The 24118-nt window shown below is 60.7% G+C and carries 24 protein-coding genes; 11 read left to right on the top strand and 13 right to left on the bottom strand.

Translation table 11 applies throughout. The features are described from left to right. Positions 1-32 precede the first annotated feature (32 nt). From BTE54_RS12340 to BTE54_RS12315, 6 genes are all read left to right on the top strand, one after another. The gene (locus tag BTE54_RS12340; RefSeq protein ID WP_078052649.1) at positions 33-254 is read left to right on the top strand and encodes a hypothetical protein; all 222 of its coding nucleotides are present in this window, start codon (positions 33-35) and stop codon (positions 252-254) included. An 18-nt stretch (positions 255-272) separates the two neighbouring features. Beyond that, positions 273-833, top strand: a complete 561-nt coding sequence (locus BTE54_RS12335) for a type 1 glutamine amidotransferase domain-containing protein (RefSeq protein ID WP_078052648.1) — start codon at positions 273-275, stop codon at positions 831-833. A 62-nt stretch (positions 834-895) separates the two neighbouring features. Then, positions 896-1336, top strand: coding sequence for a PPC domain-containing DNA-binding protein (locus tag BTE54_RS12330; RefSeq protein ID WP_078052647.1), 441 nt, complete (start codon positions 896-898; stop codon positions 1334-1336). Positions 1337-1389: 53 nt separating this feature from the next. Beyond that, positions 1390-2250 (top strand): TIGR02587 family membrane protein, encoded by an 861-nt coding sequence (locus BTE54_RS12325; protein ID WP_078052646.1) that lies wholly within the window; start codon positions 1390-1392, stop codon positions 2248-2250. Positions 2251-2257: 7 nt separating this feature from the next. Beyond that, a complete protein-coding gene (locus BTE54_RS12320) occupies positions 2258-2668 on the top strand; it encodes a TIGR02588 family protein (protein ID WP_078052645.1) in 411 nt (136 codons plus the stop codon). Positions 2669-2686: 18 nt separating this feature from the next. Beyond that, entirely contained in the window at positions 2687-3913 is a 1227-nt protein-coding gene (locus tag BTE54_RS12315; protein WP_078052644.1) for an FAD-binding oxidoreductase, read from the top strand. A gap of 6 nt (positions 3914-3919) precedes the next feature. On the opposite strand, the gene BTE54_RS12310 is transcribed toward BTE54_RS12315, so the two are convergent. Beyond that, complete coding sequence (locus tag BTE54_RS12310) at positions 3920-4375, bottom strand: MgtC/SapB family protein (protein ID WP_222857857.1); 456 nt, start codon at positions 4373-4375, stop codon at positions 3920-3922. A gap of 202 nt (positions 4376-4577) precedes the next feature. Between BTE54_RS12310 and BTE54_RS12305 the strand changes: the two genes are divergently transcribed. Next, positions 4578-5078, top strand: a complete 501-nt coding sequence (locus tag BTE54_RS12305) for a ferritin-like domain-containing protein (RefSeq protein ID WP_065657331.1) — start codon at positions 4578-4580, stop codon at positions 5076-5078. A gap of 71 nt (positions 5079-5149) precedes the next feature. Here the strand turns inward: BTE54_RS12305 and BTE54_RS12300 are convergent, their stop codons facing one another. From BTE54_RS12300 to BTE54_RS12250, 11 genes are all read right to left on the bottom strand, one after another. Further along, positions 5150-7486 (bottom strand): glucose/quinate/shikimate family membrane-bound PQQ-dependent dehydrogenase, encoded by a 2337-nt coding sequence (locus BTE54_RS12300; RefSeq protein ID WP_078052643.1) that lies wholly within the window; start codon positions 7484-7486, stop codon positions 5150-5152. A 103-nt stretch (positions 7487-7589) separates the two neighbouring features. Continuing rightward, the gene (locus tag BTE54_RS12295) at positions 7590-7928 is read right to left on the bottom strand and encodes a hypothetical protein (RefSeq protein WP_065657333.1); all 339 of its coding nucleotides are present in this window, start codon (positions 7926-7928) and stop codon (positions 7590-7592) included. A gap of 137 nt (positions 7929-8065) precedes the next feature. Further along, positions 8066-8851 carry a 3-hydroxybutyrate dehydrogenase gene (locus BTE54_RS12290; protein ID WP_078052642.1) on the bottom strand — a complete coding sequence of 262 codons (786 nt, stop codon included), beginning with the start codon at positions 8849-8851 and terminating at the stop codon, positions 8066-8068. 4 nt (positions 8852-8855) lie between these two features. Next, the gene (locus BTE54_RS12285) at positions 8856-10811 is read right to left on the bottom strand and encodes an acetoacetate--CoA ligase (RefSeq protein ID WP_078052641.1); all 1956 of its coding nucleotides are present in this window, start codon (positions 10809-10811) and stop codon (positions 8856-8858) included. Beyond that, the gene (gene mmsB / locus BTE54_RS12280; protein ID WP_078052640.1) at positions 10808-11692 is read right to left on the bottom strand and encodes a 3-hydroxyisobutyrate dehydrogenase; all 885 of its coding nucleotides are present in this window, start codon (positions 11690-11692) and stop codon (positions 10808-10810) included. Before mmsB ends, BTE54_RS12285 begins: the two co-directional genes overlap by 4 nt. A 13-nt stretch (positions 11693-11705) precedes the next feature. Then, positions 11706-13301, bottom strand: coding sequence for a GMC family oxidoreductase (locus BTE54_RS12275; RefSeq protein WP_078052639.1), 1596 nt, complete (start codon positions 13299-13301; stop codon positions 11706-11708). Positions 13302-13375: 74 nt separating this feature from the next. Then, a complete protein-coding gene (locus BTE54_RS12270; protein WP_065657338.1) occupies positions 13376-14383 on the bottom strand; it encodes a branched-chain amino acid ABC transporter permease in 1008 nt (335 codons plus the stop codon). A 1-nt stretch (position 14384) separates the two neighbouring features. Further along, complete coding sequence (locus BTE54_RS12265; RefSeq protein ID WP_078052638.1) at positions 14385-15272, bottom strand: branched-chain amino acid ABC transporter permease; 888 nt, start codon at positions 15270-15272, stop codon at positions 14385-14387. 2 nt (positions 15273-15274) lie between these two features. After that, positions 15275-15976: an ABC transporter ATP-binding protein gene (locus BTE54_RS12260; protein WP_065657340.1), complete on the bottom strand. Its 702-nt coding sequence runs from the start codon at positions 15974-15976 to the stop codon at positions 15275-15277. 1 nt (position 15977) lies between these two features. Beyond that, complete coding sequence (locus BTE54_RS12255) at positions 15978-16763, bottom strand: ABC transporter ATP-binding protein (RefSeq protein ID WP_003522494.1); 786 nt, start codon at positions 16761-16763, stop codon at positions 15978-15980. 25 nt (positions 16764-16788) lie between these two features. Beyond that, positions 16789-17997: an ABC transporter substrate-binding protein gene (locus BTE54_RS12250; protein ID WP_078052637.1), complete on the bottom strand. Its 1209-nt coding sequence runs from the start codon at positions 17995-17997 to the stop codon at positions 16789-16791. A gap of 231 nt (positions 17998-18228) precedes the next feature. Here BTE54_RS12250 and BTE54_RS12245 point away from each other — a divergent pair, with 231 nt between their 5' ends. Both BTE54_RS12245 and BTE54_RS12240 read left to right on the top strand, forming a co-directional pair. Continuing rightward, positions 18229-19146, top strand: coding sequence for a LysR family transcriptional regulator (locus tag BTE54_RS12245; protein WP_065657343.1), 918 nt, complete (start codon positions 18229-18231; stop codon positions 19144-19146). A gap of 135 nt (positions 19147-19281) precedes the next feature. Further along, complete coding sequence (locus BTE54_RS12240) at positions 19282-20304, top strand: LLM class flavin-dependent oxidoreductase (RefSeq protein ID WP_078052636.1); 1023 nt, start codon at positions 19282-19284, stop codon at positions 20302-20304. 186 nt (positions 20305-20490) lie between these two features. Here BTE54_RS12240 and BTE54_RS12235 read toward each other — a convergent pair whose 3' ends face one another. Continuing rightward, positions 20491-21609 (bottom strand): mandelate racemase/muconate lactonizing enzyme family protein, encoded by a 1119-nt coding sequence (locus tag BTE54_RS12235; protein WP_078052635.1) that lies wholly within the window; start codon positions 21607-21609, stop codon positions 20491-20493. A gap of 232 nt (positions 21610-21841) precedes the next feature. On the opposite strand from BTE54_RS12235, the gene BTE54_RS12230 reads away from it, so the two are divergent. After that, a complete protein-coding gene (locus BTE54_RS12230) occupies positions 21842-22516 on the top strand; it encodes a GntR family transcriptional regulator (RefSeq protein WP_078052634.1) in 675 nt (224 codons plus the stop codon). Between the two features lie 108 nt (positions 22517-22624). Beyond that, the gene (locus BTE54_RS12225) at positions 22625-24094 is read left to right on the top strand and encodes a mannitol dehydrogenase family protein (protein WP_078052633.1); all 1470 of its coding nucleotides are present in this window, start codon (positions 22625-22627) and stop codon (positions 24092-24094) included. Positions 24095-24118 lie beyond the last annotated feature (24 nt).

The raw sequence follows: 24118 nt of genomic DNA, 5'->3' as shown, positions 1-24118 counted from the left end.
GTTCCCGTTTTCCACGCACAAGGAGCCGCGACATGGAAAAGACCGAAACACGCAAACTTGCGGAAGAATATTTGCGTCTCGGCGGCACGCGTCAGGTGATGATCGACGACAACAAGACCTTCGTGCGCCAATGGCAGCACGAACCGGCGGAAGCCGAACGGTTCTGGCAAACGCATATCGAAAATCTCGACGCGGAGCGGCTCAAGGACGTGGAATTTTTCCTGCCCTCCATCAATTCCGACAAGGAAGACTGAACCCGAAAGGAGACAGACATGACTGCCATCAACGCTGCAAAAATCCTCATTCTCGCAACGGACGGCTATGAGCGTTCCGAATTGCGCGTGCCCTATGACCAGCTGAAGGCCAAAGGTGCAGACGTAAAGGTCGCCTCAATCAAGGAGGGCGAGATCAAGAGCTGGGACAAGAAAGACTGGGGTGACAGCATCGCCGTCGATCTATCCGCCAAGGCCGTAAAAACAGACGATTTTGACGCGCTGGTTCTACCCGGCGGCCAGATCAATCCGGACGTTCTGCGCCATGACGAGGATGCGATGCGGGTGGTGCATGATTTCATCAAATCCGGCAAGGTGGTGGCTGCCATCTGCCACGCACCCTGGCTGCTTGTAGAAGCCGACGCCCTGCGTGGCCGCGACGCCACCTCCTATTGGTCGATCAAGACCGACCTCAAGAACGCCGGCGCAAACTGGAAGGATGAAAAGGTGGTGACCGACAAGGGAATCATTACCTCCCGCAGCCCTGACGATCTTGACGCCTTCGTCGCCAAGATCGTGGAAGAGGTCGAGGAAGGCCGCCACGAACGCCGCGCCGCTTAAGACACACACCCCTATTCCCGTGCCGCCGGTTTTCCGGCGGCACTTCTATTTGGGAGGAACACATGAAAAGCAGATTGCTGGCAAGCGGCGCGGAGCGTACCTTCATCCTCGTCATCGATCCCGAGGAAGAAGCCTTCGAGGCCATCAGGCGCTTTGCCAGGGCCGAGAATATCAACGCCGCCTCGGTTACCGCGATCGGCGCCTTCGCCACGGCAACACTCGCCTTTTTCGATCTTTCGACGCAGGACTATAAGGAAATACCGGTCACCGACCAGAGCGAGGTCCTAAGCCTGCTTGGCGATATCACCCTTGACGAGAACGATACGCCCAATCCGCACCTGCATGTGGTTCTGGGCTTTGCCGATGGCTCCACCAGGGGCGGCCATTTTCTAAAAGGGGTGGTGCGGCCCACGCTGGAAGTCGTTATCCGCGAAACACCTGCGGAATTGCGGCGCAGCTATCGCCCGGAATTCGGCATCGCTCTCATCGATCCCGCGAAATAAACCCACGGAACCGGAAAAACGCCATTGCGTTATCGCTGTGGACAGGGGGCGGCATGGTGACAGCGATCAATCGAAGAGACGCGGACGATGACGAGGTCGGGCAATTTCTGATCGGCCTCGCGCGCGGCACGGCGGGTGCATTGCTGTTTGCCCTGCCCATGCTGATGACCATGGAAATGTGGTTTCTCGGCCTTTACGTCAATTCCTGGCGGCTTCTCCTGCTCTGCATCCTCAACCTGCCGCTGCTGCTTCTTCTCGCCCGCCGCATCGGTTTCGAGAATATTCACTCCTGGAGCCAGGCGCTGCGCGATGCGATAACGGCCTATGGGCTGGGCATTGCTGTCAGCGCCGCCGTGCTGCTGCTGTTCGGCATTCTGAACGACCAGATCACCGCCTCCAACATCGTCGCCAAGATTGCGCTGCAATCCGTTCCAGCCAGCATCGGCGCACTGCTTGGGCGCAGCCAGCTCGGTCAGCATTCCGACGCGGAGGATGAAGAGGAGGGCGAATATTCCGGCGAGACGGGTTATCTGCACGAACTGTTCATGATGGTGGTCGGCGCGCTTTTCCTCAGCCTCAATGTTGCGCCGACGGAAGAAATGATCCTGATCGCCTATAAGGTGACGCCCTATCACATTCTGGCGCTCTGCCTGCTGTCGGTCGCCATCATGCATGGTTTTGTCTACGCGCTTCACTTCAAGGGCTCGCACCAGCTGCACGAAGGGCAGAAGTGGTGGCAATCCTTCATCCGCTTCACCCTGCCCGGCTACGTCATCGCCATCGCCATCAGCATCTATACGCTCTGGACCTTCGAGCGCCTCGACCACACATCGCTGTCGCAGATCATGAATGCCGCCGTCATTCTCGGCGTTCCCGCCTCGATCGGCGCGGCCTCTGCCCGACTGATCCTGTGAGGACAAGATGACGATATCCAAGGGCCGCAAACACACGGAAAGCCTCGAGCCCCATTGGGTGGAATGGCTGACGGGCGCCATCTGCACGCTCCTTGTCGCCGCCATGCTGGGGTGGATCGGCTATGACATCTATCGCTACAGGCCGGAGGATGCCCGCTTCGAAATCGCCGTTACCGGTGTGCAGGCGCAGGCCGGGCAATACCGGGTGCGGTTCGACATCCGCAACCTGTCCATGACGACGGCGGCGCAGGTGCAGGTGCGCGGCGACCTGCAGCAAAACGGCGCAACGCTGGAGAGCGCCGATGTGACGTTCGATTACGTCGCCTCGGAGTCTCGCGATACCGGCACGCTTTTCTTCCGCAACGATCCCCGCAGCGCAACGCTCACCATCAATGTCGCCGGCTATACCGAGCCGTGACACTTTCAGGATGATTTCATGCCGACATCGGAGCTGACGAAAGAACGCGACCTCAGGGATTCAAAGCCTGTGTGGGCGGATACACCGCGCATTGGCGTCCGCAGCAGCCACACGCCGGAGGCGGACCATTACGACACGATCGTCGTCGGCGCCGGTATCAGTGGCGCGCTGGTGTCCCACGCCCTGCAACGGACAGGTCAATCCATGCTGATTGTCGACCGACGCGAGCCGGTCATGGGAAGCAGCGTCGCCAGCACCGCGATGATCCAGCACGAAATCGACACGCCGCTGACGCAGCTTCGAAAGATGATCGGCAGGGACGCGGCTGACAGGGCATGGCAGCGTTCCGCCCGCGCCGTCCTGCGGCTGGAGGAAATCGTTTCTTCGCTCGACATCTCCTGCAGCATGAGGCGCAAACAAGCCCTTTATCTGGCTGGAGACGAAATGGGATCGCGCGCATTGAAGGCTGAAGCAGAAGCCCGCAAAGAAGCGGGCATCGAGGCCCGCCTCCTCACCGCCGCGGAACTGAGAGAGCAATACGGCTTGCACCGGACCGGGGCCATCCTCAGCGATATTTCGGCCTCCGCCAATCCCGCACAGCTGACGGCCGGCCTGCTGCGCCACACGGCGGGCGCCGGCGCCGAAATCGTCTCCCAGCTTGAGATCACCGATCTCAGGAACCTCGGCGACGAGGTTGTCCTTGCCACCGCCGGCGGCAAAATCCTTTCAGCGCGCAATGTCGTTTTCTGCACCGGCTATGAATTCCTGAAAGTGCTGGAGAGCCCGAAACACCAGATCATTTCCACCTGGGCGCTGGCGAGCCGAAAGGGGCTCGACCTACCCGACTGGCTGGAGAACCATATCGTCTGGGAGGCCTCCGATCCCTATCTCTACCTGCGCACCGACCGGGAGGGGCGGATGATCGCCGGAGGCGAGGACGAGGAAAACCCCACCGCATACCAGTCGGAGCGCAAGCTCGCCGCCAAGGCGGAGACGATCCGCCGCAAGATCGAAAAGCTTCTCGGCATCGATATGGGAAAGCCGGAATATCGCTGGGCGGCGGCCTTCGGCACGACCACCACCGGCCTGCCGCTGATTGGCGCGGTGCCCGGCATGAACAACGTTTATGCCGTAATGGGTTTCGGCGGCAACGGCATCACCTTCAGCCAGATCGCCGCTGAAATCGTGGCAGCCGCCATCAATGGCGGCAAGGATCCCGACGCCGATCTTTTCCGCTTCGGCTAACGTCGTTCATTCCTCCTTGATACCCGCCGCCACCTGTAAGCGGCGCAGCGTCCACAGGACGACAATGCCCATTCCCGAAGCGAGAAGTGCAAGCGGCCACATGCCAAGGCCGGCCGAGAGGCCGATTGCCGCCGAAAGCCACATGCTGGCGCCAGTCGTCAGGCCTTTGACATCGCCTCTCGTATAAACGACCACACCCGCCGCGAGAAAGGCGATGCCCGCCGTTACGGCCTCCACCAGCCGGATAGGATCGAGCCGCGCGGCCTCATGGCCTTCCGCCATCGTCTCCATCATGTGAATGGTGATAACGCAGAAGGTGACGGCGGCAAGGCCGATCAGCATGTTGGTGCGCAGGCCGGCGGTGTTCTTGTGAAACTCACGTTCCAGACCGATCAGGCCGCACAGGATGACTGCGCCGAACACACGCACCAGCAGCACCTCGAAGGGGATGGAAATATTCATGGAAAATTCTTCTGCAAGGCTCTGGGGCACTGTCGCGTCTCCTCCCGAAATTTCTTCACACTAAGTTCGCAAAGGCGTGTTGGTTCCGCGCGGCAATATAAACGTTGCGCGCAACCGAGCCGGAACCATGGGCGCCGCAAAGGGTTTGTCTCCCGTGCGCATGGGCGCACGGCATGCATTTTCACACATGGGAGAAGGAACAATGGCCGAGAAGAAACTCGACGACCTGTTTTACGATACGCTGAAGGATATCTACTACGCCGAAAGGCAGATCCTGAAAGCCCTGCCGAAAATGGCGCGGGCGGCGACCGATCCGAAGCTGAAACAGGCTTTTGAAAAACATAAGGAAGAAACCCAGGGGCACGTCGAGCGCCTGCAGGAGGTGTTCGAGATCATCGGTAAGCGGGCGCAGGGCAAGACCTGCGAAGCCATTCAGGGCATCATCGCCGAGGGCGAGGAAATCATGGAGGACTTCAAGGGCACGCCCGCCCTCGACGCCGGCCTGGTTTCCTCGGCGCAGGCGGTCGAGCACTATGAGATCGCCCGTTACGGCACGCTGAAGGCATGGGCGGAAAAGCTGGGACACACGAAAGCAGTTTCGTTGCTGGATGCCACGCTCAAGGAAGAAGCGAAAACCGATGATGCGCTGACCGCGCTCGCCAAAACTTCGGTCAACGCCGCCGCCGAGAAAAAAGCGGCTTGATATCCTCCTTGGCAACAAAAACCGGAATGGTCGCCCATTCCGGTTTTTTTGTATCTTGAAACCTGCAGAGATTACGGCAGGGTATAGGCGATCACATAGTCGCCCGGTTTGGTTCCGACGGAGCCGTGGCCACCCGCAACCATCACCACATATTGCTTGCCGCCATCCAGCGCATAGGTCATCGGCGTGGCCTGACCGCCGGCCGGCAGGCGCGCTTCCCAAAGCTGCCTGCCGGTGGTCAGATCATAGGCGCGAAGATAGTTGTCAACGGCAGCACCGAGGAAAGCGACGCCGCCCTTGGTGATCATCGGCCCGCCAATGCCCGGCACACCCACCTTGAAGGGCAGCGGCAGCGGCGTCATGTCATGGACCGTGCCGTTTTTGTGCTTGTAAGCGATATCGCCAGTGCGCAGATCAGCACCCGCGACATAACCCCATGGCGGGGCCTGGCAGGGAATCTGCAACGGACCGAGGAACGGACCCATGAACACGCCATAAGGTGCGCCGTCATTGCGGTTGAGGCCCTGTTCGCTACCCTTTTCGTCCTGACCCTTCGGCGGAATGTCGGCGCGCGGCACGAGCTGCGAGGTGAAGGCGAGATAGGTCGGCATGCCGAACATTACCTGACGCTCGGGATCGACCGCCACGCTGCCCCAGTTGAAGGTGCCGAAATTACCGGGATAGATGATCGAGCCGGTCAGCGAAGGCGGCGTGTAGCGACCCTTGTAGTTCAGCTGATGGAAGCGGATGCGGCAGGCGAGCTGATCGAACATGGAGACGCCCCACATGTCCTTTTCCTGCAATGGCTCCGGCTTGAAGGACAGAGCCGTCGTCGGCTGCGTCGGAGAGGTGAAGTCCTCCGGTATGGCGCCGCCCGGCGCGGGCTCTTCGGTGATAGGCAGAAGCGGCTCGCCGGTGCGCCGGTCGAGAACGTAGATATCGCCCTGCTTGGTGGGGCCGACGAGAGCCGGCACGGTCTGGCCGTCCTTGGTGATGTCAAGCAGCACCGGCTGGGCCGGCACGTCCATGTCCCAGAGATCGTGATGAACCGTCTGGCGCACCCAGCGATCCTTGCCGGTGTTTACATCCAGCGCAACGATGGAGGAGGAATATTTCTCCACATTCTCGCTGCGGCCCATGCCGAGCTGATCCGGCACCTGATTGCCGAGCGGGATATAAACGAGGCCAAGGCCTTCATCGTAACTGAAGACCGACCAGCTGTTGGGCGAATTGGTGGTGTAGGTTTCACCCGCCGCAATCGGTTCGGTTTTCGCCGGGTTGCCGGAATCCCAGTTCCAGACGAGCGCGCCGCTGTTCACATCGAAAGCGCGGATGACGCCGGACTGTTCCTGCGTGGAATAGTTGTCGTTCACCGCGCCGCCGATGATGATCTTGCCCGCCACGATGACGGGCGGCGAGGTCGAATAATAATAACCGGCGGGATTGTATTTCATGCCCTGCTCGAGATGCAGCACACCCTGATCGGCAAAGGACGTGCAGACCTGACCGGTGGCGGCGTCAAGCGCGATCAGCCGCGCATCCGAGGTCGGCAGGTAGACGCGCTCGGCGCAGGCCGTGCCCTGCGTGGCATTCGGCTCGGCATAATAGGAAACGCCGCGGCATGTCTGGTGCTGGCGATCCGGATTGAGACCGACATTGGGGTCGTATTTCCACTTTTCCTTGCCGGTGGCGGCATCGATGGCGATCGCCCAATTATGCGGCGTGCAGATATAAAGCGTGTTCCCGATCTTCAGCGGCGTCACCTGATAGGTGGTTTCCCCCACATCATCAGGCAGCTTCACATCGCCCGTCTGGTAACGCCAGGCTTCCTTGAGCTGCGAGACATTGTCGACATTGACCTGGGTGAGCGGCGAATAACGCTGGCCATAGGGCGTGCGGCCATATTGATGCCAGTCACCGTCAGGCACATTGCCGCCATAGGCGGGCGTGGCAGAGGCCGTTTCCTGAGGCAGGGAACCTGCCGTATCATGCGGATCCTGCGCCATGGAATATCCGGCCACGACGATGGAGGCGAGGACGGACAGCGCGAGCGGCCAGGCATTCGGCCCGTAGCTAAGCCCGGTCGGGCTCGAAAAACCGAGCGGCTTTCTTACCCAGGGAACCAGAAGCCAGAGGCCTATGAGAATGATTACACCGCCGCGCGGACCAAGCTGCCACCAGTCGAAGCCGACTTCCCATATGGCCCAGGCGAGCGTCGCGACAATGAAGACGGCATAGACGTGAAGGGCTGCGCTATTGCGCTTGAACAGCAGAACGGCCGTCAACAGAAAGGCCAGTCCGGAAAGCACGTAATAGAAGCTCCCGCCCAGCATGACGAGCTGAGAGCCGAAACCGAACAGCGCAAGACCGATCAGCGTGAGAACAACTGCAGTGACGGTGACTGCCATGAATGAAACCCCCGATTCCTGTCACTTTGCGTGAAATGAAATCGGGCGCGATCTGGTTCCATGAAAATCATCATCGGCGCGAAAAAACTTCACGCCATGGTGGTCATGGGTTTTGCGGCGCGCCGGTCGAATCCTGCGGCGCGGGATTTGTCTCTGTCGATGACGGCGGCTGGGGGCGGCCATTCGCCGGATTGTTGTCGAAGCTTCCGGATCCCGACGGCTGCTGCGGCACGGGCGCAGTCTCGGTCTGCGGGTTCTGCGGCAGGTTCTCGTCGGGTTCGAAAACCGAATATTCGACAACGGCCCAAACCACCAATGCAAGAAGCACGCTGACGATCAGAATGACGAGGACGGGACGTCCGCGCGATCCCTGCCGCGCGCGCGTTGCCGTTTCGCTTTTCGCATCCCGACCGTCGAGATAGCTGGTATTTTCTCTGGCCATGTCTTTCACTCCCTGTAACCCTGTTGATCTAATCATTGGGGTCAGGGTTTTGTTCCAGACGCGGAAAAGGATTAGTTTCAACCGCATTCCAGCGGCCTGCGTATCGAAGCGCCAGCGCAGCGTCGGATATGCGAAGATTATTTCGCGGTCCAGCCGCCATCGATCGAGATGGTGGTGCCGGTGATGGAGCGGGCCATATCGCCCGCGAGATAAAGCGCCATTTCCGCCACTTCTTCCGGTTGCACGAACCGTCTGGTCGGCTGCGGCGCAAGCATCACCTTCTTCACCACATCCTCCTCGCTCATGCCATGCACGCGCGCCTGATCGGCGACCTGGGCGGCGACGAGCGGCGTCCAGACATAACCGGGGCAGATGGCGTTGCAGGTAATGCCAAGTTCGGCCACTTCCAGCGCCACGCTCTTCGTCAGGCCCACCACCGCATGTTTGGTCGCAACATAAGGCCCCTTGAAGGGCGAGGCGCGCAGGCCATGGGCGGAAGCGATGTTGACGATGCGGCCCCAGCCCCTTTCCTTCATGCCCGGCAGGGCCGCATGGATGGTGTGAAACGCGCTGTCGAGCGAGATGGCGACGATGCGGGAGAAATCGGCGAAATCGAACTCGTCGATCGGCGCGACCTTCTGGATGCCGGCATTGTTGACGAGGACGTCGATATGACCGAGTTCGGCGATGACGGTCTCCGGCAGATGCGCGCTTTCATCATAATTGGCGAGGTTGGCGGCAAAATAGACCGGCCTGTGCCGCGCCACCTTCGCGACCGCCTCCAGCGCCTGCGTCGCCTCCTCCGCCGTCTCTATGCCATGCACCCCGACCAGATACCCCGCCTCGGCGAATCGCTTGGCGATGGCAAGCCCGATGCCGCTGGTGGAACCCGTGACGAGCACGGTTTTCGGTTGATCCTCCATCGGCCTAGTCCTTCAGCTGCGGCAGGTTGCGGAAAAGTTCGAGCGCTTCGGGATTGGCGAGCGCATCGGCATTCTTCACCGGCCGGCCATGAATGGTGTCGCGCACCGCGATTTCGGAAATCTTGCCGGAACGGGTGCGGGGAATGGCGCTGACGGCAATGATCCTTGCCGGCACATGCCGCGGCGTGGCGCCTGAACGGATGCGGCTGCGGATAGTCTTTTCCAGCTCTTCCGTCAGCGCTGCGCCGCCCTTCATGCGCAGGAAGAGGATGACCCGCTGGTCGCCGTCAATATCCTGCCCCACGGCAATGGCCTCTTCGACTTCGGGCACGGTTTCCACCTGCCGGTAGATTTCCGCCGTCCCGATGCGCACCCCGCCAGGATTGAGCGTCGTGTCCGAGCGTCCATGGATGACATATCCACCGGAGGGGCGCTTTTCGGCGAAATCGCCATGCGCCCAGATGCCCGGAAACCGGTCGAAATAGGCGGCCTGATAGCGCGAACCATCCTCATCGCCCCAGAACTTCACCGGCATGGACAGATGCGCATTGCGGCAGACGAGTTCGCCGGCGACGCCGCGAACGGAACGGCCCTCATCGTCCAGCGTGTCGATATCCATGCCCAGCATCGCACCCTGCAATTCACCGCGATGCACCGGCTGCAAAGGGTTGCCGCCAAGGAAACAGGCGCAGATATCCGTGCCGCCGGAGATTGAGGCGAGGTGCACCTCAGCCTTCCAGTCGCGATAGATATAATCGAAGGATTGCGGGATGAGCGGCGAGCCGGTGGAAAGAATGGTCCGCAGCGATGAAAGATCGTGGCTTTCACGCGGCTTCAGCCCGGCCTTCAGGCAGGCGTCGATAAACTTCGCCGACGTGCCGAAAGTGGCGATCCGTTCGGCGTCGATGAGGTCGATCAGCCGCGCAGGGTTGGGATAACCGGGATTGCCGTCATAGGTTACCAGAGTAGCGCCGACCGCCAGACCGGAGACCTGCCAGTTCCACATCATCCAGCCGCAGGTGGTGAAATAGAAGAAGCGCTCCCCTTCCTGAATATCGCATTGCAGCTTCAGCTCCTTCATGTGCTGAAGAAGCAAACCGCCGCCGGAATGGGTGATGCATTTCGGCTTGCCGGTGGTGCCGGACGAATAAAGGATCGCCAGCGGCGCCTTGACGGGCAGACGGTTGAAGGCAATCTCACCCGCCGCATAAGGCGCGACGAAATCCGTAAGCGTCACGCAGCCGAGATCGGCAAGGTTTTCGGGCACGGCGTCGCCGATCAGCACGATCTTCTCAGGAGCCGCACTTTCCGCCACGGCGCGGATGGTCGGGCCGACATCGATGCGCTTGCCGGCATAACCATATTCCGGCACGGCGATGAGGATTTTCGGACCGATCTGCGACAGGCGGTCGGAGGCTCCCGCCGGCCCGAAATCCGGCGAGCAGGACGACCAGATCGCGCCGATGGCGCTCGCGGCCAGATAACTCACGATCGCCTCAATATCATGGGTGACGATGGCCCCGACGCGGTCGCCTTCGCTCACACCCGCATCAGCAAGCGCCTGCACCATGCGGGACACCTCGTCGTAAAGCTCTCTGCGGGTAATCTCGCGCCGTGTGCCATCGTCGCGATGGGCGATGATGGCCAGCCGCGCGTCGGCATCGCGCAGCAGGTTTTCGGCATAATTGAGCCTTGCGCCCGGATAAAACTCGGCCTGCCGTATGGTCTTGCCGGGCTTGAATGCCGTATCGCCGCGCGTGCCGATAATGCCGAGTTCGTCCCACAGTTCATTGTAGAATTCATCCGGCGCGTTGATGGACCAGCGCAGCAGGCCGGCATAGTCATCGGCGGCCTGCCCGTGCAGCTTTGCAGTTTTCTCTGCGAAGGAAAAAAGCGCCGAGCGCGCCAGCCTTTCCCTCGGCGGCACCCACAAAATATCGGATGGCGCGGCGTCCGTCATGCTTCGCTCCCGCGCAGCATTTCGACGATGGCGGAGAAATCACGTCCGCCGCTCCCCTCATCGACGAAGTTCTCATAAAGCGTCGCCGCCGCCGCACCGAGCGGGGTGGAAGCCCCGGCGCCATTGGCGGCCTCCTGCGAAAGCTTCAGATCCTTCAGCATCAGGGCCGCCGCAAATCCGGGCTGGTAATCCTTGTTGGCGGGCGATGTCGGCACCGGTCCCGGCACCGGGCAATAGGTGGTGAGCGACCAGCATTGCCCGGAAGAGGTGGAGGCGACGTCGAACAGCGCCTGATGTGAGAGGCCGAGTTTTTCGCCCAGAACAAAAGCTTCCGAAACGGCGATCATGGAAATGCCGAGGATCATGTTGTTGCAGATTTTGGCCGCCTGGCCGTTACCGCCCTTGCCGCAATGCACGATCTTTTTGCCCATCGCCTCCAGCACCGGCTTTGCCGCAGAGAAGGCCGCAGCCTCGCCGCCGCACATGAAGGTCAGGGTGCCGGCGGCAGCCCCGCCCGTTCCGCCCGATACGGGCGCATCGACCGAGGGGCAACCGGCGGAAGCGGCCAGATCATGCGCCTTAAGTGCGCTTTCCATATCCACCGTCGAGCAGTCGATGAGAAGCGTTCCGGCAGGGATTTTCCGAACCAGATCGCCATAGACCGAAACGACATGTTCGCCCTTCGGCAGCATGGTGATGATGACGTCAGCGGCTTCGATAGCCTCGGCAGAACCCGCAGCAACGGGAACACCGGCCTCTCTCGCCGCCGCGCGGCAGGCCTCGGAAAGATCGTGACCCCTGACGGCATATCCGGCCTTGACGAGATTGGCGGCCATGGGCAGGCCCATATGTCCCAGCCCGATAAAAGCGACGGTCTTCATCGGAGCGCTCCTTTCAGCGATTGTCCGCAAGGATCATGTCGGCGGCCTTTTCGGCAATCATGATCGTCGGGGAATTGGTATTTCCGGATGTGATGCGCGGCATCACCGATGCGTCGGCGACGCGCAGCCCGGCGAGCCTGCGGAATTTCAGACGCGCATCGACCACGCTTTCCATATCCGACCCCATGCGCAGCGTGCCGACGGGGTGGAAGATGGTGGTGCCGATATCGCCCGCCGCCTTGGCAAGATCATTGTCGTTTTCGAACGAGGGACCCGGCTTGTATTCCTGCGGCTTGAAGCGCGCGAAGGCCGGTTGGGCGACGATGCGGCGCGTCAGCCGCATGGCGTCGATGGCCACCTGGCGATCGCCTTCGGTGGAAAGATAGTTCGGGCGGATTTCCGGCTGCATGGCGAAATCCGGTCCTTTCACATGCACTGAGCCCCGGCTTTCCGGCCGCAGATTGCAGACACTTGCGGTAATGGCCGGAAAAGTGTGAACCGGATCGCCGAACTTGTCGAGCGAAACCGGCTGGACATGATACTCCAGATCGGCGGTTTCCTTCTCGGGTGAAGAACGGGTGAAAACACCGAGCTGGCTCGGCGCCATCGACATTGGCCCGGAGCGCGTCAGCGCATATTCGAGACCGATCCGCGCCTTGCCGAACAGGGTGGAGGCCCTTTCATTCAGCGTCAGGACACCGGAGACCTTGTAGACCATGCGCAGTTGCAGATGGTCCTGCAGGTTTTCACCCACGCCCTGAACCTCCGCCACCGTGTCGATACCGGCCGCCTGCAACACATCGCCACGGCCGACGCCGGAAAGCTCCAGAATATGCGGCGAGCCGATGGCACCGGCGGACAGCACCGTCTCACGCCGCGCCCGCATCTTTTTCAGGACGCCGTCATGGTGGAACTCCACCCCCGTAACATGGCCTTCTTCGATGAGGAGACGCTTGACATGGGCCTTGGTCAGAACCGTCAGGTTCTTGCGGCCAAGCGCCGGTTTCAGAAATGCCTTGGCCGTATTCCAGCGCCAGCCGGAGCGTTGGTTCACATCGAAATAACCGGCCCCCTCATTGTCGCCCCGGTTGAAATCGTCGGTTGCGGGAATGCCCGCTTCGCCCGCCGCCTTCTGGAAAGCATCCAGCACATCCCAGCGCACGCGCGCCTTTTCCACGCGCCACTCGCCGCCGGCGGAGTGCAGATCGCTTTTTCCCCGATAAAAGTCTTCCGATTTCAGGAAATAGGGCAGGATGTCGTTCCACCCCCAGCCCTCGCAGCCGAGTTGACGCCAGACGTCGTAGTCCCGCGCCTGGCCGCGCATATAGATCATGCCGTTGATGGAGGAGCAGCCGCCAAGCACCTTGCCACGCGGATAGATCAGCGAGCGGCCGTTCAGCCCCGGCTCTTCCGCCGTCTTGAAACACCAGTCGGTGCGCGGATTGTTGATGCAGTAGAGATAACCGACTGGAATATGGATCCAGTGGTAATTGTCGTTGCCGCCCGCTTCCAGCAGCAGCACGCGGTTGTTCGGATCTTTCGAAAGGCGGTTGGCGAGAACGCATCCGGCACTCCCCGCTCCGATGACGATATAGTCATATTCGCCCATGCTCTTCTCCACGCGCCGCCCTTGCCGCGTCGTCCCGGACGCGGAAGAGGCCTTTCCTGTGTTCTTAAAAACGTCTAGCTGCGGTGCTGAAAGCCGAGTTTTCTCCCGAGCCGCGACGCGTAAAATTCGCCGATCAGACCGCGCCGGAACACCAGAACGCAGGCCATGAACACGAGGCCGGTGATGATGGTGACCGGGAAATCGGACGTCGCGAGATAGTTCTGCAGGGTGACGACGAGACCCGCACCGAAGATCGGGCCAATCATGGTGCCGATACCGCCGAGCAGCGTCATCAGGATCACTTCGCCCGACATCTGCCAGGTGACGTCGGTGAGCGTCGCAAACTGGAAGACCAGCGCTTTGAGGCCACCCGCAAGGCCGGCCAGCGTCGCCGACATGACGAAAGCACCGAGCTTGTAGCGCTGGACGCTATAGCCCAGCGAAATGGCGCGCTGCTCGTTTTCGCGGATCGATTTCAGGATCATGCCGAAGGGCGAGTTGACGAAACGCCAGATGACCAGAAGTGCGAGCACAAAGGCGACAAGCACCGTATAATAGATATTGAGTGGCGCATTGAGGTCGAGAAGACCGAAGAGATGGCCGCGCGGCACGCCCTGCAACCCGTCCTCGCCATGGGTAAACGGCGCCTGAAGGCAGAAGAAATAAAACATCTGCGACAGCGCGAGCGTAATCATGGCGAAATAGATGCCCTGACGACGGATGGCGAAGAAGCCGATGACAAGGCCGAGCAGCGCCGCCCCCGCCATGCCGATGACAAGGCCGATTTCCGGCGTCACGCCCCATTCCTTCACCGAATAGGCGGTGAAATAGGCTGCACCGCCGAAAAACGCCGCATGGCCGAAGGACAGAAGGCCCGTGTAACCGATCAGGAGGTTGAAGGCGCAGGCAAACAGCGCAAAGCACAGCAGCTTCATCAGAAAGATCGGATAAACGAACATCGGTGCGGCGATGAGCACGGCAAGCCCTGCAAGAATAAGCACGGTCTTGATGGTGCCGGCAGTCGTCGAAACCTCGGTCTGCGGCATTGCTCCGGCGGTGGGGCTATGGGTGGCTTTGGACATATCAGGCGTCCTTTCCGAAAAGTCCGGCGGGGCGGATGAGCAGCACAAAGGCCATGATGACGAAGATGACGATGTTGGAGGCCTCCGGGTAGAACACCTTCGTCAGCCCTTCGGCAATGCCGAGCATATAGCCGGTGACGATGGCCCCCATGATCGAACCCATGCCGCCGACCACGACCACGGCAAAGACGACGATGATGAGGTTCGTGCCCATCAGCGGCGAGACCTGATAGATCGGCGCGGCGAGAACCCCGGTGAAACCGGCAAGGCCGGCACCCAGCGCGTAGGTCAGCGTCAGGAGAACAGGCACGTTGATGCCGAAAGCCTGCACCAGCGTCGGGTTTTCCGTCGCAGCGCGCAGATAGGAGCCAAGCCGGGTCTTTTCGATCAACGCCCAGGTGGCGATGCAGACGATGAGCGAAATGACGACGACAAAAGCGCGGTAATTCGGCAGGAACATGAAGCCGAGATTGGTGCCGCCGGCAAGCTGCGGCGGAACCGAATAGGGCTGGCCAGCAGCGCCATAAAGCCAGCGGAACGTGCCTTCCACCACCAGCGCGAGACCGAAAGTGAAGAGTAGCCCATAAAGCGGATCGAGATCGTAAAGCCGCGACAGCAGGAAGCGTTCGACGATCGCACCGAAAAGCGCCACGACGAAAGGTGTGACGATGAGCGCCACCCAAAAATTGATGCCGAAATATTGCAGGCCGAGGAAGGCGACGAAAGCGCCGAGCATATATTGCGCGCCATGGGCAAAATTGATGACGCGCAGCAGGCCGAAAATGACGGCAAGGCCGAGCGACAGCAGCGCATAAAACGACCCGTTGATAAGGCCCACCAGCAATTGCCCGAGCAGTGCCTGAATTGGAACGCCGAAGATCATCGTCATCGTTAAACCCCCAGCACCTTGTTGAGCTCGCCCATGCGGCCGGAAAGCTCGCTGACCGGAAAATTGCTGACCATCTGGCCGTGATCCATCAGGTAGAAACGGTCGGCGATACGGCTGGCAAAACGGAAATTCTGTTCGACCAGAACAACGGTCATGCCGCGGCTCTTCAGCTTTTGCAGCACCTCGCCGATGCGCTGCACGATGACCGGGGCAAGCCCTTCGGTCGGTTCGTCAAGCAGCAGCACCTTCACCCCGGTGCGCAGGATGCGCGCCATGGCCAGCATCTGCTGCTCGCCGCCGGAAAGCTTGGTGCCGGGGCTGGTGCGGCGTTCGTAAAGATTGGGAAACAGCTCGTATATTTCATCGAGCGTCATGCCGCCGGATGCGACGACGGGCGGCAGCTTCAGGTTCTCCTCGACGCTCAGCGTCGCGAAGATGCCGCGCTCTTCCGGCACGAAACCAAGGCCGTATTTCGCCGTGCGATGCAGCGGCACCGGCATCAGATCCTTGCCGCCCAGCTTGATGACGCCCTTGCGGTTTCGGATGATGCCCATGATAGTGCGCAGCGTCGTGGTCTTGCCCACACCGTTGCGGCCGAGAATGGTGATGGTTTCGCCCTCGCCGACCGTCAGATCGACACCGTGCAGCGCCTGGCTTTCGCCATACCAGGATTTCAGATTGGAGACTTCGAGCATTGCCGCCATATCAAGCCTCCTCCGTGCCCATATAGGCCGTGCGCACGCGCGGATCGGCGGCAACGGCGGCATAATCGCCCTCCGCCAGAATTTCACCGCGTTGCAAGACCGTGACGTGGTGGCAGATATCGGCCACGACTTTCAGATTATGTTCGACCATCAGCACCGCGCGTGTCTTTGCCACCTCGCGGATGAGTTCGGCGACGTGGGCGACATCCTCGCCGCCCATGCCGGCCATCGGTTCATCCAGCAGCAGAACCTTCGGATCGAGCGCCAGCGTGGTGGCGATTTCGAGAACCCGCTTGCGGCCGTAGGAAAGATCGGCCGCAAGCGCATGTTTTTCCCTGGTCAGGCCGACCATGGCGATCAGCTCCTCGGCGCGGGCGTTCAGCCTGTCGAGCGAGGAGAGCGGCAGCCAGAACTGCGTGGCGAGGCTGTTCGGCCGCTGCAACGCCACCCGCACGTTTTCCAGAACCGTCAGATGCGGAAACACCGCCGATATCTGGAAAGACCTGACGAGGCCGAGACGCGCCACCTTGTCCGGCGGCGTCCTTGTTATGTCCGTTCCCATGAAGGTGATCGCCCCGCCTGTCGGCTGGAGAAACTTGGTCAACAGGTTGAAGACCGTTGTTTTGCCGGCACCGTTCGGACCGATAAGCGCATGCACGCGGGCATGGTGGACGTCGAGATCGACGTTTTTCACGGCCGCGAATGCGCCGAAGGTCTTGGAGAGACCGCGCGCCGAAAGAACGACGCGAGGTTCGGCCTGCCCGGCAAGGGCGGGAGCGATCGTCATCAAGCTTTCCCCTTTTTATTCTTCTTTACTGCGTTACCAGCGGGCAACCGCTTTTTGCGGGGTCCATGAAGGCTTCCTTGCCGGGGATGGTGGCAAGTACCTTGTAATAATCCCACGGCTGCTTGCTTTCGTCCGGCTTCTTCACTTCCATGAGATACATGTCGTGGATCATGCGGCCGTTGGCGGCCACATGGCCGTCTTTCGAGAAGACGTCGTTGACCGGCATTTCCTTCATGGCCTTGGCAACGGCATCTGCATCGTCTGTGCCGGCCTTTTCGATGGCTTTAAGGTAATGCAGCACGGCGGAATAGGTGCCAGCATGCACCATGTTCGGCATGGCGCCGGTGCGTTCCTTGAAGCGTTCGCCGAACTTGCGCGATTCATCGTCGCGGTCCCAATAAAAACCTTCCGTCAGCGTCAGGCCCTGCGCGGCTCCAAGACCGAGGCCGTGGACTTCAGCAAGCGTGAAGAGAAGCGCTGCAAGCCGCTGGCCGCCGGCGACGATGCCGAATTCGGCCGCCTGCTTGATGGCGTTGGAGGTATCGAGACCGGCATTGGCAAGACCGATGACCTTCGCGCCCGAGGACTGCGCCTGCAGCAGGAAGGAGGAATAGTCCGTCGTGGCAAGCGGATGGCGCACCGAACCCAGAACCTTACCGCCATTGGACTTGACGAAATTCGACGTATTTTCTTCCAGCGAATAACCGAAGGCATAGTCGGCGGTCAGGAAGAACCAGCTGTCGCCGCCCTGCTTGACGAGCGCGCCGCCGGTGCCGACCGCCAGCGAATAGGTGTCATAGGCCCAATGGAAACCATAGGGGCTGCACTGCTTGCCGGTCAGCTCGGTGGTTGCCGCACCCGTATTGATGGTGATCTTCTTCTTGTCCTTGGACAGCGCCTGCACGGCAAGGCCGACCGACGACGAGGTCAGTTCCATGATCGAATCGACCTGTTCGGTATCGTACCATTGGCGGGCGATATTGGAGGCGACGTCCGCCTTGTTCTGGTGGTCGGCGGTCACCACTTCCACCGGCGCATCGAGCACCTTGCCGCCGAAATCCTCGACCGCCATCTTCGCGGCTTCATAAGAGTATTTGCCGCCGAAATTGGCGTAGACGCCCGACTGGTCGTTCAAGATGCCGATCTTGACCTTGCCGTCCGAAATCTCGGCGGCATAAGCGGCGGTGCCAGCGGCCAGCGCCATGGCCGTGGATAAAACGATACTCTTGCGCATGACTTCTCCTCCCAGAGATGATTGCGAGCCTCAGATTGTCTGTGCAACGGTGAACGAACCGCGTAGGGGACCTGCATGCCATTGCACCCGAATGGTCACACCGCCCTCCTCAAAGCGATGCATCCTGAGCCTAGACTTCTCGAATTCGGCCGTTGACACAAGACCGGGGCATCATCAAATTGCGAACAGGAACTGTTCATTTTTGAACAGAACTCTTGATGGGAGACAAATATGGCCACCCCTTTCACCTGGGACGACCTGCAATATTTTCTGGCCGTGGCCCGCACCGGACAGCTCTCATCGGCGGCCCGAAGCCTGCGCACCAGCCACGCCACTGTCTCCCGCCATATCGACCGGCTGGAATTCTCGCTTAAAACCAAGCTGTTCGAGCGAAACCCGCGCGGTTATGAACTGACGACCGTCGGGCGGCGGCTGGTGGATACGGTCGAGCGTATCGAGGCGGAAGCCGAAAGGCTGCAATCGGATATTTCCGAAAGCGGCAGCCTGCTGCGCGGCGTGGTGCGCCTTAGCGCGCCTGAAGGTTTTTCCAATTTTTTCTTCGTGGAAAGGCTGAAAGACTTCGCCATCACGCATCCCCACATCATGGTGGAAATGGTGACGATCCAGCAGATCATGGCGCTTTCCAGAAAGGAGGCGGATGTGGCCGTCACGCTCGATCCGCCGAAGGCCGGTCCCTATATCAACGAACAGATCATCGATTATACGCTGCATATCTATGCCTCGCGTTCCTATCTCGCCGGACGGCCGAGAATCACCAAGCGCGAGGACCTGCTCGATCACTTCTTCATCGGTTACGTACAGGACCTGATCTTCTCACCCGGCCTTGATTATATGCGCGACGTGCTGCCCGGCCTGCGTCCGGGCTTTCAGTCCTCGAGTATTTTCGCGCAGCTGACGGCCACGCTGAGCGGCCGGGGCCTGTGCATCCTGCCGAATTTCATCGCCGCGCGCTTCCCGGATTTGCAGATGGTGCTTGCCGGCGAAGTGGAACTGCGGCGCGGCTACTGGCTGACGAGCCATCAGGACCTTGCCAATGTGCCGCGTGTGCGCTCGCTGATGGACTTCATTCTCACCACGGCGCGCGCGCATGAAAAACTCTTCATCCTCGACCGCCGGATGATGGTCTGAACAGCCATCGTTCACATTTCGGCGACACCGTGTCTACGCCCGGCCGGTTGGAGGATACGCGTGCCAGCCTATATGACTGACAACAACGAAGCCGGTTTGTGAAGACCGGCATCCTCCGACATCTGGAAGGTCATCATGAAAAAGATCGGATTCCTGTCCTTCGGCCACTGGACGCCCTCGCCTCAGTCGCAGACCCGTTCGGCCGCCGATACGCTGCTGCAATCGATAGACCTCGCCGTGGCCGCGGAAGAACTCGGCGCCGACGGCGCTTATTTCCGCGTGCACCATTTCGCCCGCCAGCTTGCCTCGCCCTTTCCGCTGCTGGCTGCCGTCGGCGCGCGCACGAAAAACATCGAGATCGGCACCGGCGTCATCGACATGCGTTATGAAAACCCGTTCTACATGGCGGAGGACGCCGGTTCGGCCGACCTCATCGCCGGCGGACGCCTGCAGCTCGGTATCAGCCGCGGCTCGCCGGAACAGGTGATCGATGGCTGGCGTTATTTCGGTTACCGTCCGGCCGAGGGCCAGAGTGAAGAAGACATGGCGCGTCAGCACACCGAAGTCTTCCTCGAGCTTCTGAAAGGTGAAGGTTTCGCCGAACCGAATCCGCGCCCGATGTTCCCGAACCCGCCCGGCCTTTTGCGGCTGGAGCCGCATTCCGAAGGGCTGCGCGAGCGCATCTGGTGGGGTTCGAGTTCCAATGCAACGGCGGTCTGGGCGGCAAAGCTTGGCATGAACCTGCAAAGCTCCACCCTGAAGACGGATGAAACGGGCGAGCCTTTCCATGTCCAGCAGGCGCAGCAGATCCGCACCTTCCGGGAAGCCTGGAAGGAAGCGGGCCACACCCGCGAGCCGCGTGTATCGGTCAGCCGCAGCATCTTCGCCCTCGTCAACGACCGCGACCGGTCCTATTTCGGTTACGGCAACGAAGGCGATGACAAGATCGGTTATATAGACGACAAGACACGCGCGATCTTCGGGCGCAGCTATGCCGCCGAGCCGAAAAAACTGATCGAACAGCTGAAAGCCGACGAGGCCATCGCCGAGGCCGACACGCTGCTCCTGACCGTGCCGAACCAGCTGGGCGTCGATTACAACGCCCATGTGATCGAGACGATCCTCAAGCAGGTGGCGCCGGCTCTCGGCTGGCGCTAAATTTGGAAAAATTGCATCATCCACACTCCGTCACCCCGGACTAGATCCGGGGTCCAGCGCGATCAAGTCTTTGATCGCGAAAGACTCTTTTCACGGCGCAAACGCGCCGTGGCTGGATGCCGGATCTAGTCCGGCATGACGGAGGGCGGGCTTCCCTCCCTTAAAATCCGGGTTTTATACCGCTGCTCATTTCACCGCCTTGCCATAACGGGCGAAACTTTCCGCCAGCGGCGTCGTGCTGGCGCCGGGGCGCTCCGGACGTTTGTAGACACCGTCCCGCACATGGATCGGCTCTTCGAAGTGATCCTTGATCCAGGGAATATATTCGAGAATGGTCGAAGCCGGGTGCCAGTAGCTCAGATGCACATGCACCTGGCTCATCTCGCCGGCATGCGGCACCACGGGCAGGCGATGGGCGAGCGCGAGATCGGCAACCTGAATATATTCGGTGATGCCGCCAAGCCGGGTCACATCCGGCTGGACATAGGCAACCGCACCGGCATCGATGAATGAGCGGAACGCATCCACCGTGTAAAGCTGCTCCCCGAGCGCAATCGGAATGGACGTATTGCGCGCCAGCCGTGCATGGCTCGTCACATCGTCATACCAGAGCGGCTCCTCGAACCAGTAAATGTCCAGATCTTTCGCCGCCGCGCAGAAACGCTGGCATGTGGGCAAATCCCACTTGCCGTTGCCGTCAATGGCGATGCGGATGGACGAACCGACACGCTTACGGACGGCGGCGAGGCGGGCAATATCGATATTCGGATCGTCATGCCCGACCTTGATCTTCAGCCGGGTAAACCCATCCTCCTCCACCGCTCTCGCGCTACCCGTCAGCAAATCCTCCAGCGTGAAGGAAAGCCAGCCAATATCGGTATTATAGGCTTCCACCGCCGCAGTGCGCGCGCCGCCGAGATAGTGCCAGAGCGGCACGCCCGCCTTTTTCGCCTTCAGGTCCCAGAGCGCAACGTCAACTGCGGCCAGCGCCAGATGGGTGATGCCCGCCCTGCCGACCCATTGCAGCGCCGGATAACGGGCCAGTTTCGTCCACAGCCTCGAATGGTCCGACACATCCTCCCCCACCAGCAAGGGCGCGTAACAATCGCTGATGCAGGATGTGATCAGCCTGTCCGACGGCAGATGCGCGTGGGTGCCGGTGAAACCATAGCCCTCAAGGCCATCGCTGGTGGTGATCTTTGCACCGACGACGCCCCAATGGGTGATGCTGTGGGTGGAATCGGAAATGGACTCCGAAGTCAGCGGCAGGTGCAGGATGAAAGGTTCGACGGCGGTAATTTTCATGATCGGTCATTCCTCGATTGCTGATTGCTTGCGGGGAGGAATAGACGCCGCGTCCCCGCGACCATGGGCCGCGAAGATGGGCTTTCGGGAAATTGCCAGACCGCCCTCCTCCAGCAGCCGGCTTCCGCTGACGGATAGAGCTAAAGCAAAAATGGTCTTTGTAAAATAAAAAATTTTTTATTTTTAATATTCAGCCATTGCCAGTCCCTCGAAGCTGGGCAATGATGCCGCCATGAACTCGCTGGTCAAAGTCACGCTCGCCGAACAGGCGCACCGGGAACTGCGCGCACGCATCGTCAGCGGCAGATTGCGCGGCGGCGAACGCCTGCTGCCCAATGAGCTTGCTGCCGATCTCGGCATCAGCCCCACGCCGGTGAAGGAAGCCTGCCTGAAACTCGAGGCCGATGGGCTGGTGGTCAATTCCTCCCGGCGCGGCATGGTGGTGCGCGATTTCACCGTGGAGGATGTGGAGGAACTTTACGCCGCCAGAATGCTGCTCGAAAAAGGCGCCGTGGAAGTGGCCTTCGACGCCGGGCAACTGGATGGAGCGCTGCACGCGGAACTGCTGGAAAGCCTTGCGAAACATCGTAAATTCGCCAAAGGCTCAACGCTCGACGAATTATCGAAAGCGCTTTTTTACGACCGCAGCTTCCATACGACCCTTGTGTCGGCGGCGCGCATTCCGGTCATTTCCGGCTCGCATGAGCGCATTCTCGACCAGACCCACACGGTTTTCGTCTCGATCCTCGGCGACTACGCCCGCTCGGTCGAAGAGCACCAGAATATCGCCGATGCCATCGCCGCCGGCAGTAAGGCCCAGATCGTCGATGCCCTGTGGCGGCATCTCGAGCGCAGCCGCCAGAATACGCTGCGCCAGGTCCGGCTGCTCAAAGAGGCCGGCGCCTGATCATTCCGCATATAGGGGAGGAACTGACATGATGCGCCACAAGCCGGACGCCGCAATGAGAGCGGCGCGAGCCACAATCGTCCCGTTCGGCATGGGGATTTCGCATCGATGACAGACCGGCTTTCCGCTGCAACCCTGCCCCGCCTGCCGCAATCCGTCACGACACCCGCCTATGACCGCCAAAGCGTCACGCCCGGCATCGTCCACCTCGGCGTCGGGGCCTTTCATCGGGCTCATCAGGCGGTTTTCATCGACGATTGCCTTAATCGCGGCGAAACCCGATGGGGCATCGTTGCGGCATCGCTGCGCAGCCCGGATACGCGCGACGCCATCGAGCCGCAGGATAATCTCTACACCTTTTGCCTGCGAGACGGTGAAAGCGAGCGCCTGCGCATGATCGGTTCGATTCTCGAAACCATCGTCGCGCCGGAAGAGCCCGAACGGCTGGTGGAGCGGATGGCCGATCCGCGCGTCCTCATCGTCACACTGACCGTGACGGAGAAGGGTTACCTGACCAATCTTGCCGCCCGCAGCCTGCTGCGCGATCATCCCGATATCGTCCATGATCTCGAAAACCCGGAGCGGCCGCGCTCCATCTTCGGCTTCATCCTTGCCGCCACTCGGCGCAGGCGCAGGCAAGGTTCTCAGCCCCTGACGCTCCTTTCCTGCGACAACCTGCCCGCAAACGGCCATGTGCTGCAAAAGCTGCTGCTGGAATTTGCGGAACTGGCCGATCCGGAACTGGCATCCTTCATCGAAACCAATATTGCCTGCCCCTGCTCGATGGTGGACCGGATCGTTCCCGCCACCACGGATGCGGACCGCGAGGCGATTTCGACCGCACTCGGCCTCAGCGATGCCTGGCCGGTGGTGGCCGAACCCTATTTCCGTTTTGTCATTGAGGACCGTTTTCCGCATGGAAGGCCGGCGCTCGAGAAATCGGGCGTGGAATTCGTCGGCAATGTTGAGCCATACGAGCATATGAAGCTCAGAATGCTGAATGGCTCCCACAGCGCCATCGCCGCCATCGGCCAGATTGCCGGCCTTGCGACGGTGGCGGATGCATGGGGTGAAAAGCCCGTGCGCGATTTCATCGACGCCTATTGGCGCGAGATCGAACGGACGCTCGATCCCGCCGTCGACGGGGCGGAATTCGCAGCCGGCCTGCGGGATCGTTTCGCCAATCCCTCATTGCAGCACAAGACCATGCAGATCGCCTCCGATGCATCGCAGAAAGTGCCGCTGCGCATTCTTGGCCCCTTGCGCGAGCTGCTGGAGGAGAAGGCTGAAAGCCGGACGGTTATTTTCGCCGTCGCGCTCTGGATCAGGTCCTGCGCGGACAAGAATGAAAAGGGGCAGCCGATCACCATTCTCGATCCCGCTTTCAAGGAGTGGGATGCGCCGGATCAACTGGCAATGGCGCCGGATGCGGTCGTTGACCGTTTTCTGACTTTCGAACGCACATTTGGCAGCGACCTGCCAAGGAACGAAACCTTCGTCCCAGCCCTGAAAGCCGCCTATCGAGACATTCGGGAACACGGCGCGCTTGCGGCAATCGCGCGTTTTCTGAAGTCCTGAAAAAAGAACAGGCCGGAAATCCGG

It is taken from the genome of Agrobacterium sp. YIC 4121 (assembly GCF_002008205.1).
GTDB lineage: Bacteria > Pseudomonadota > Alphaproteobacteria > Rhizobiales > Rhizobiaceae > Agrobacterium > Agrobacterium leguminum.
The sequence above is the reverse complement of the archived record's forward strand: the minus strand, read 5'-3'. Positions and strand labels throughout refer to the sequence as shown.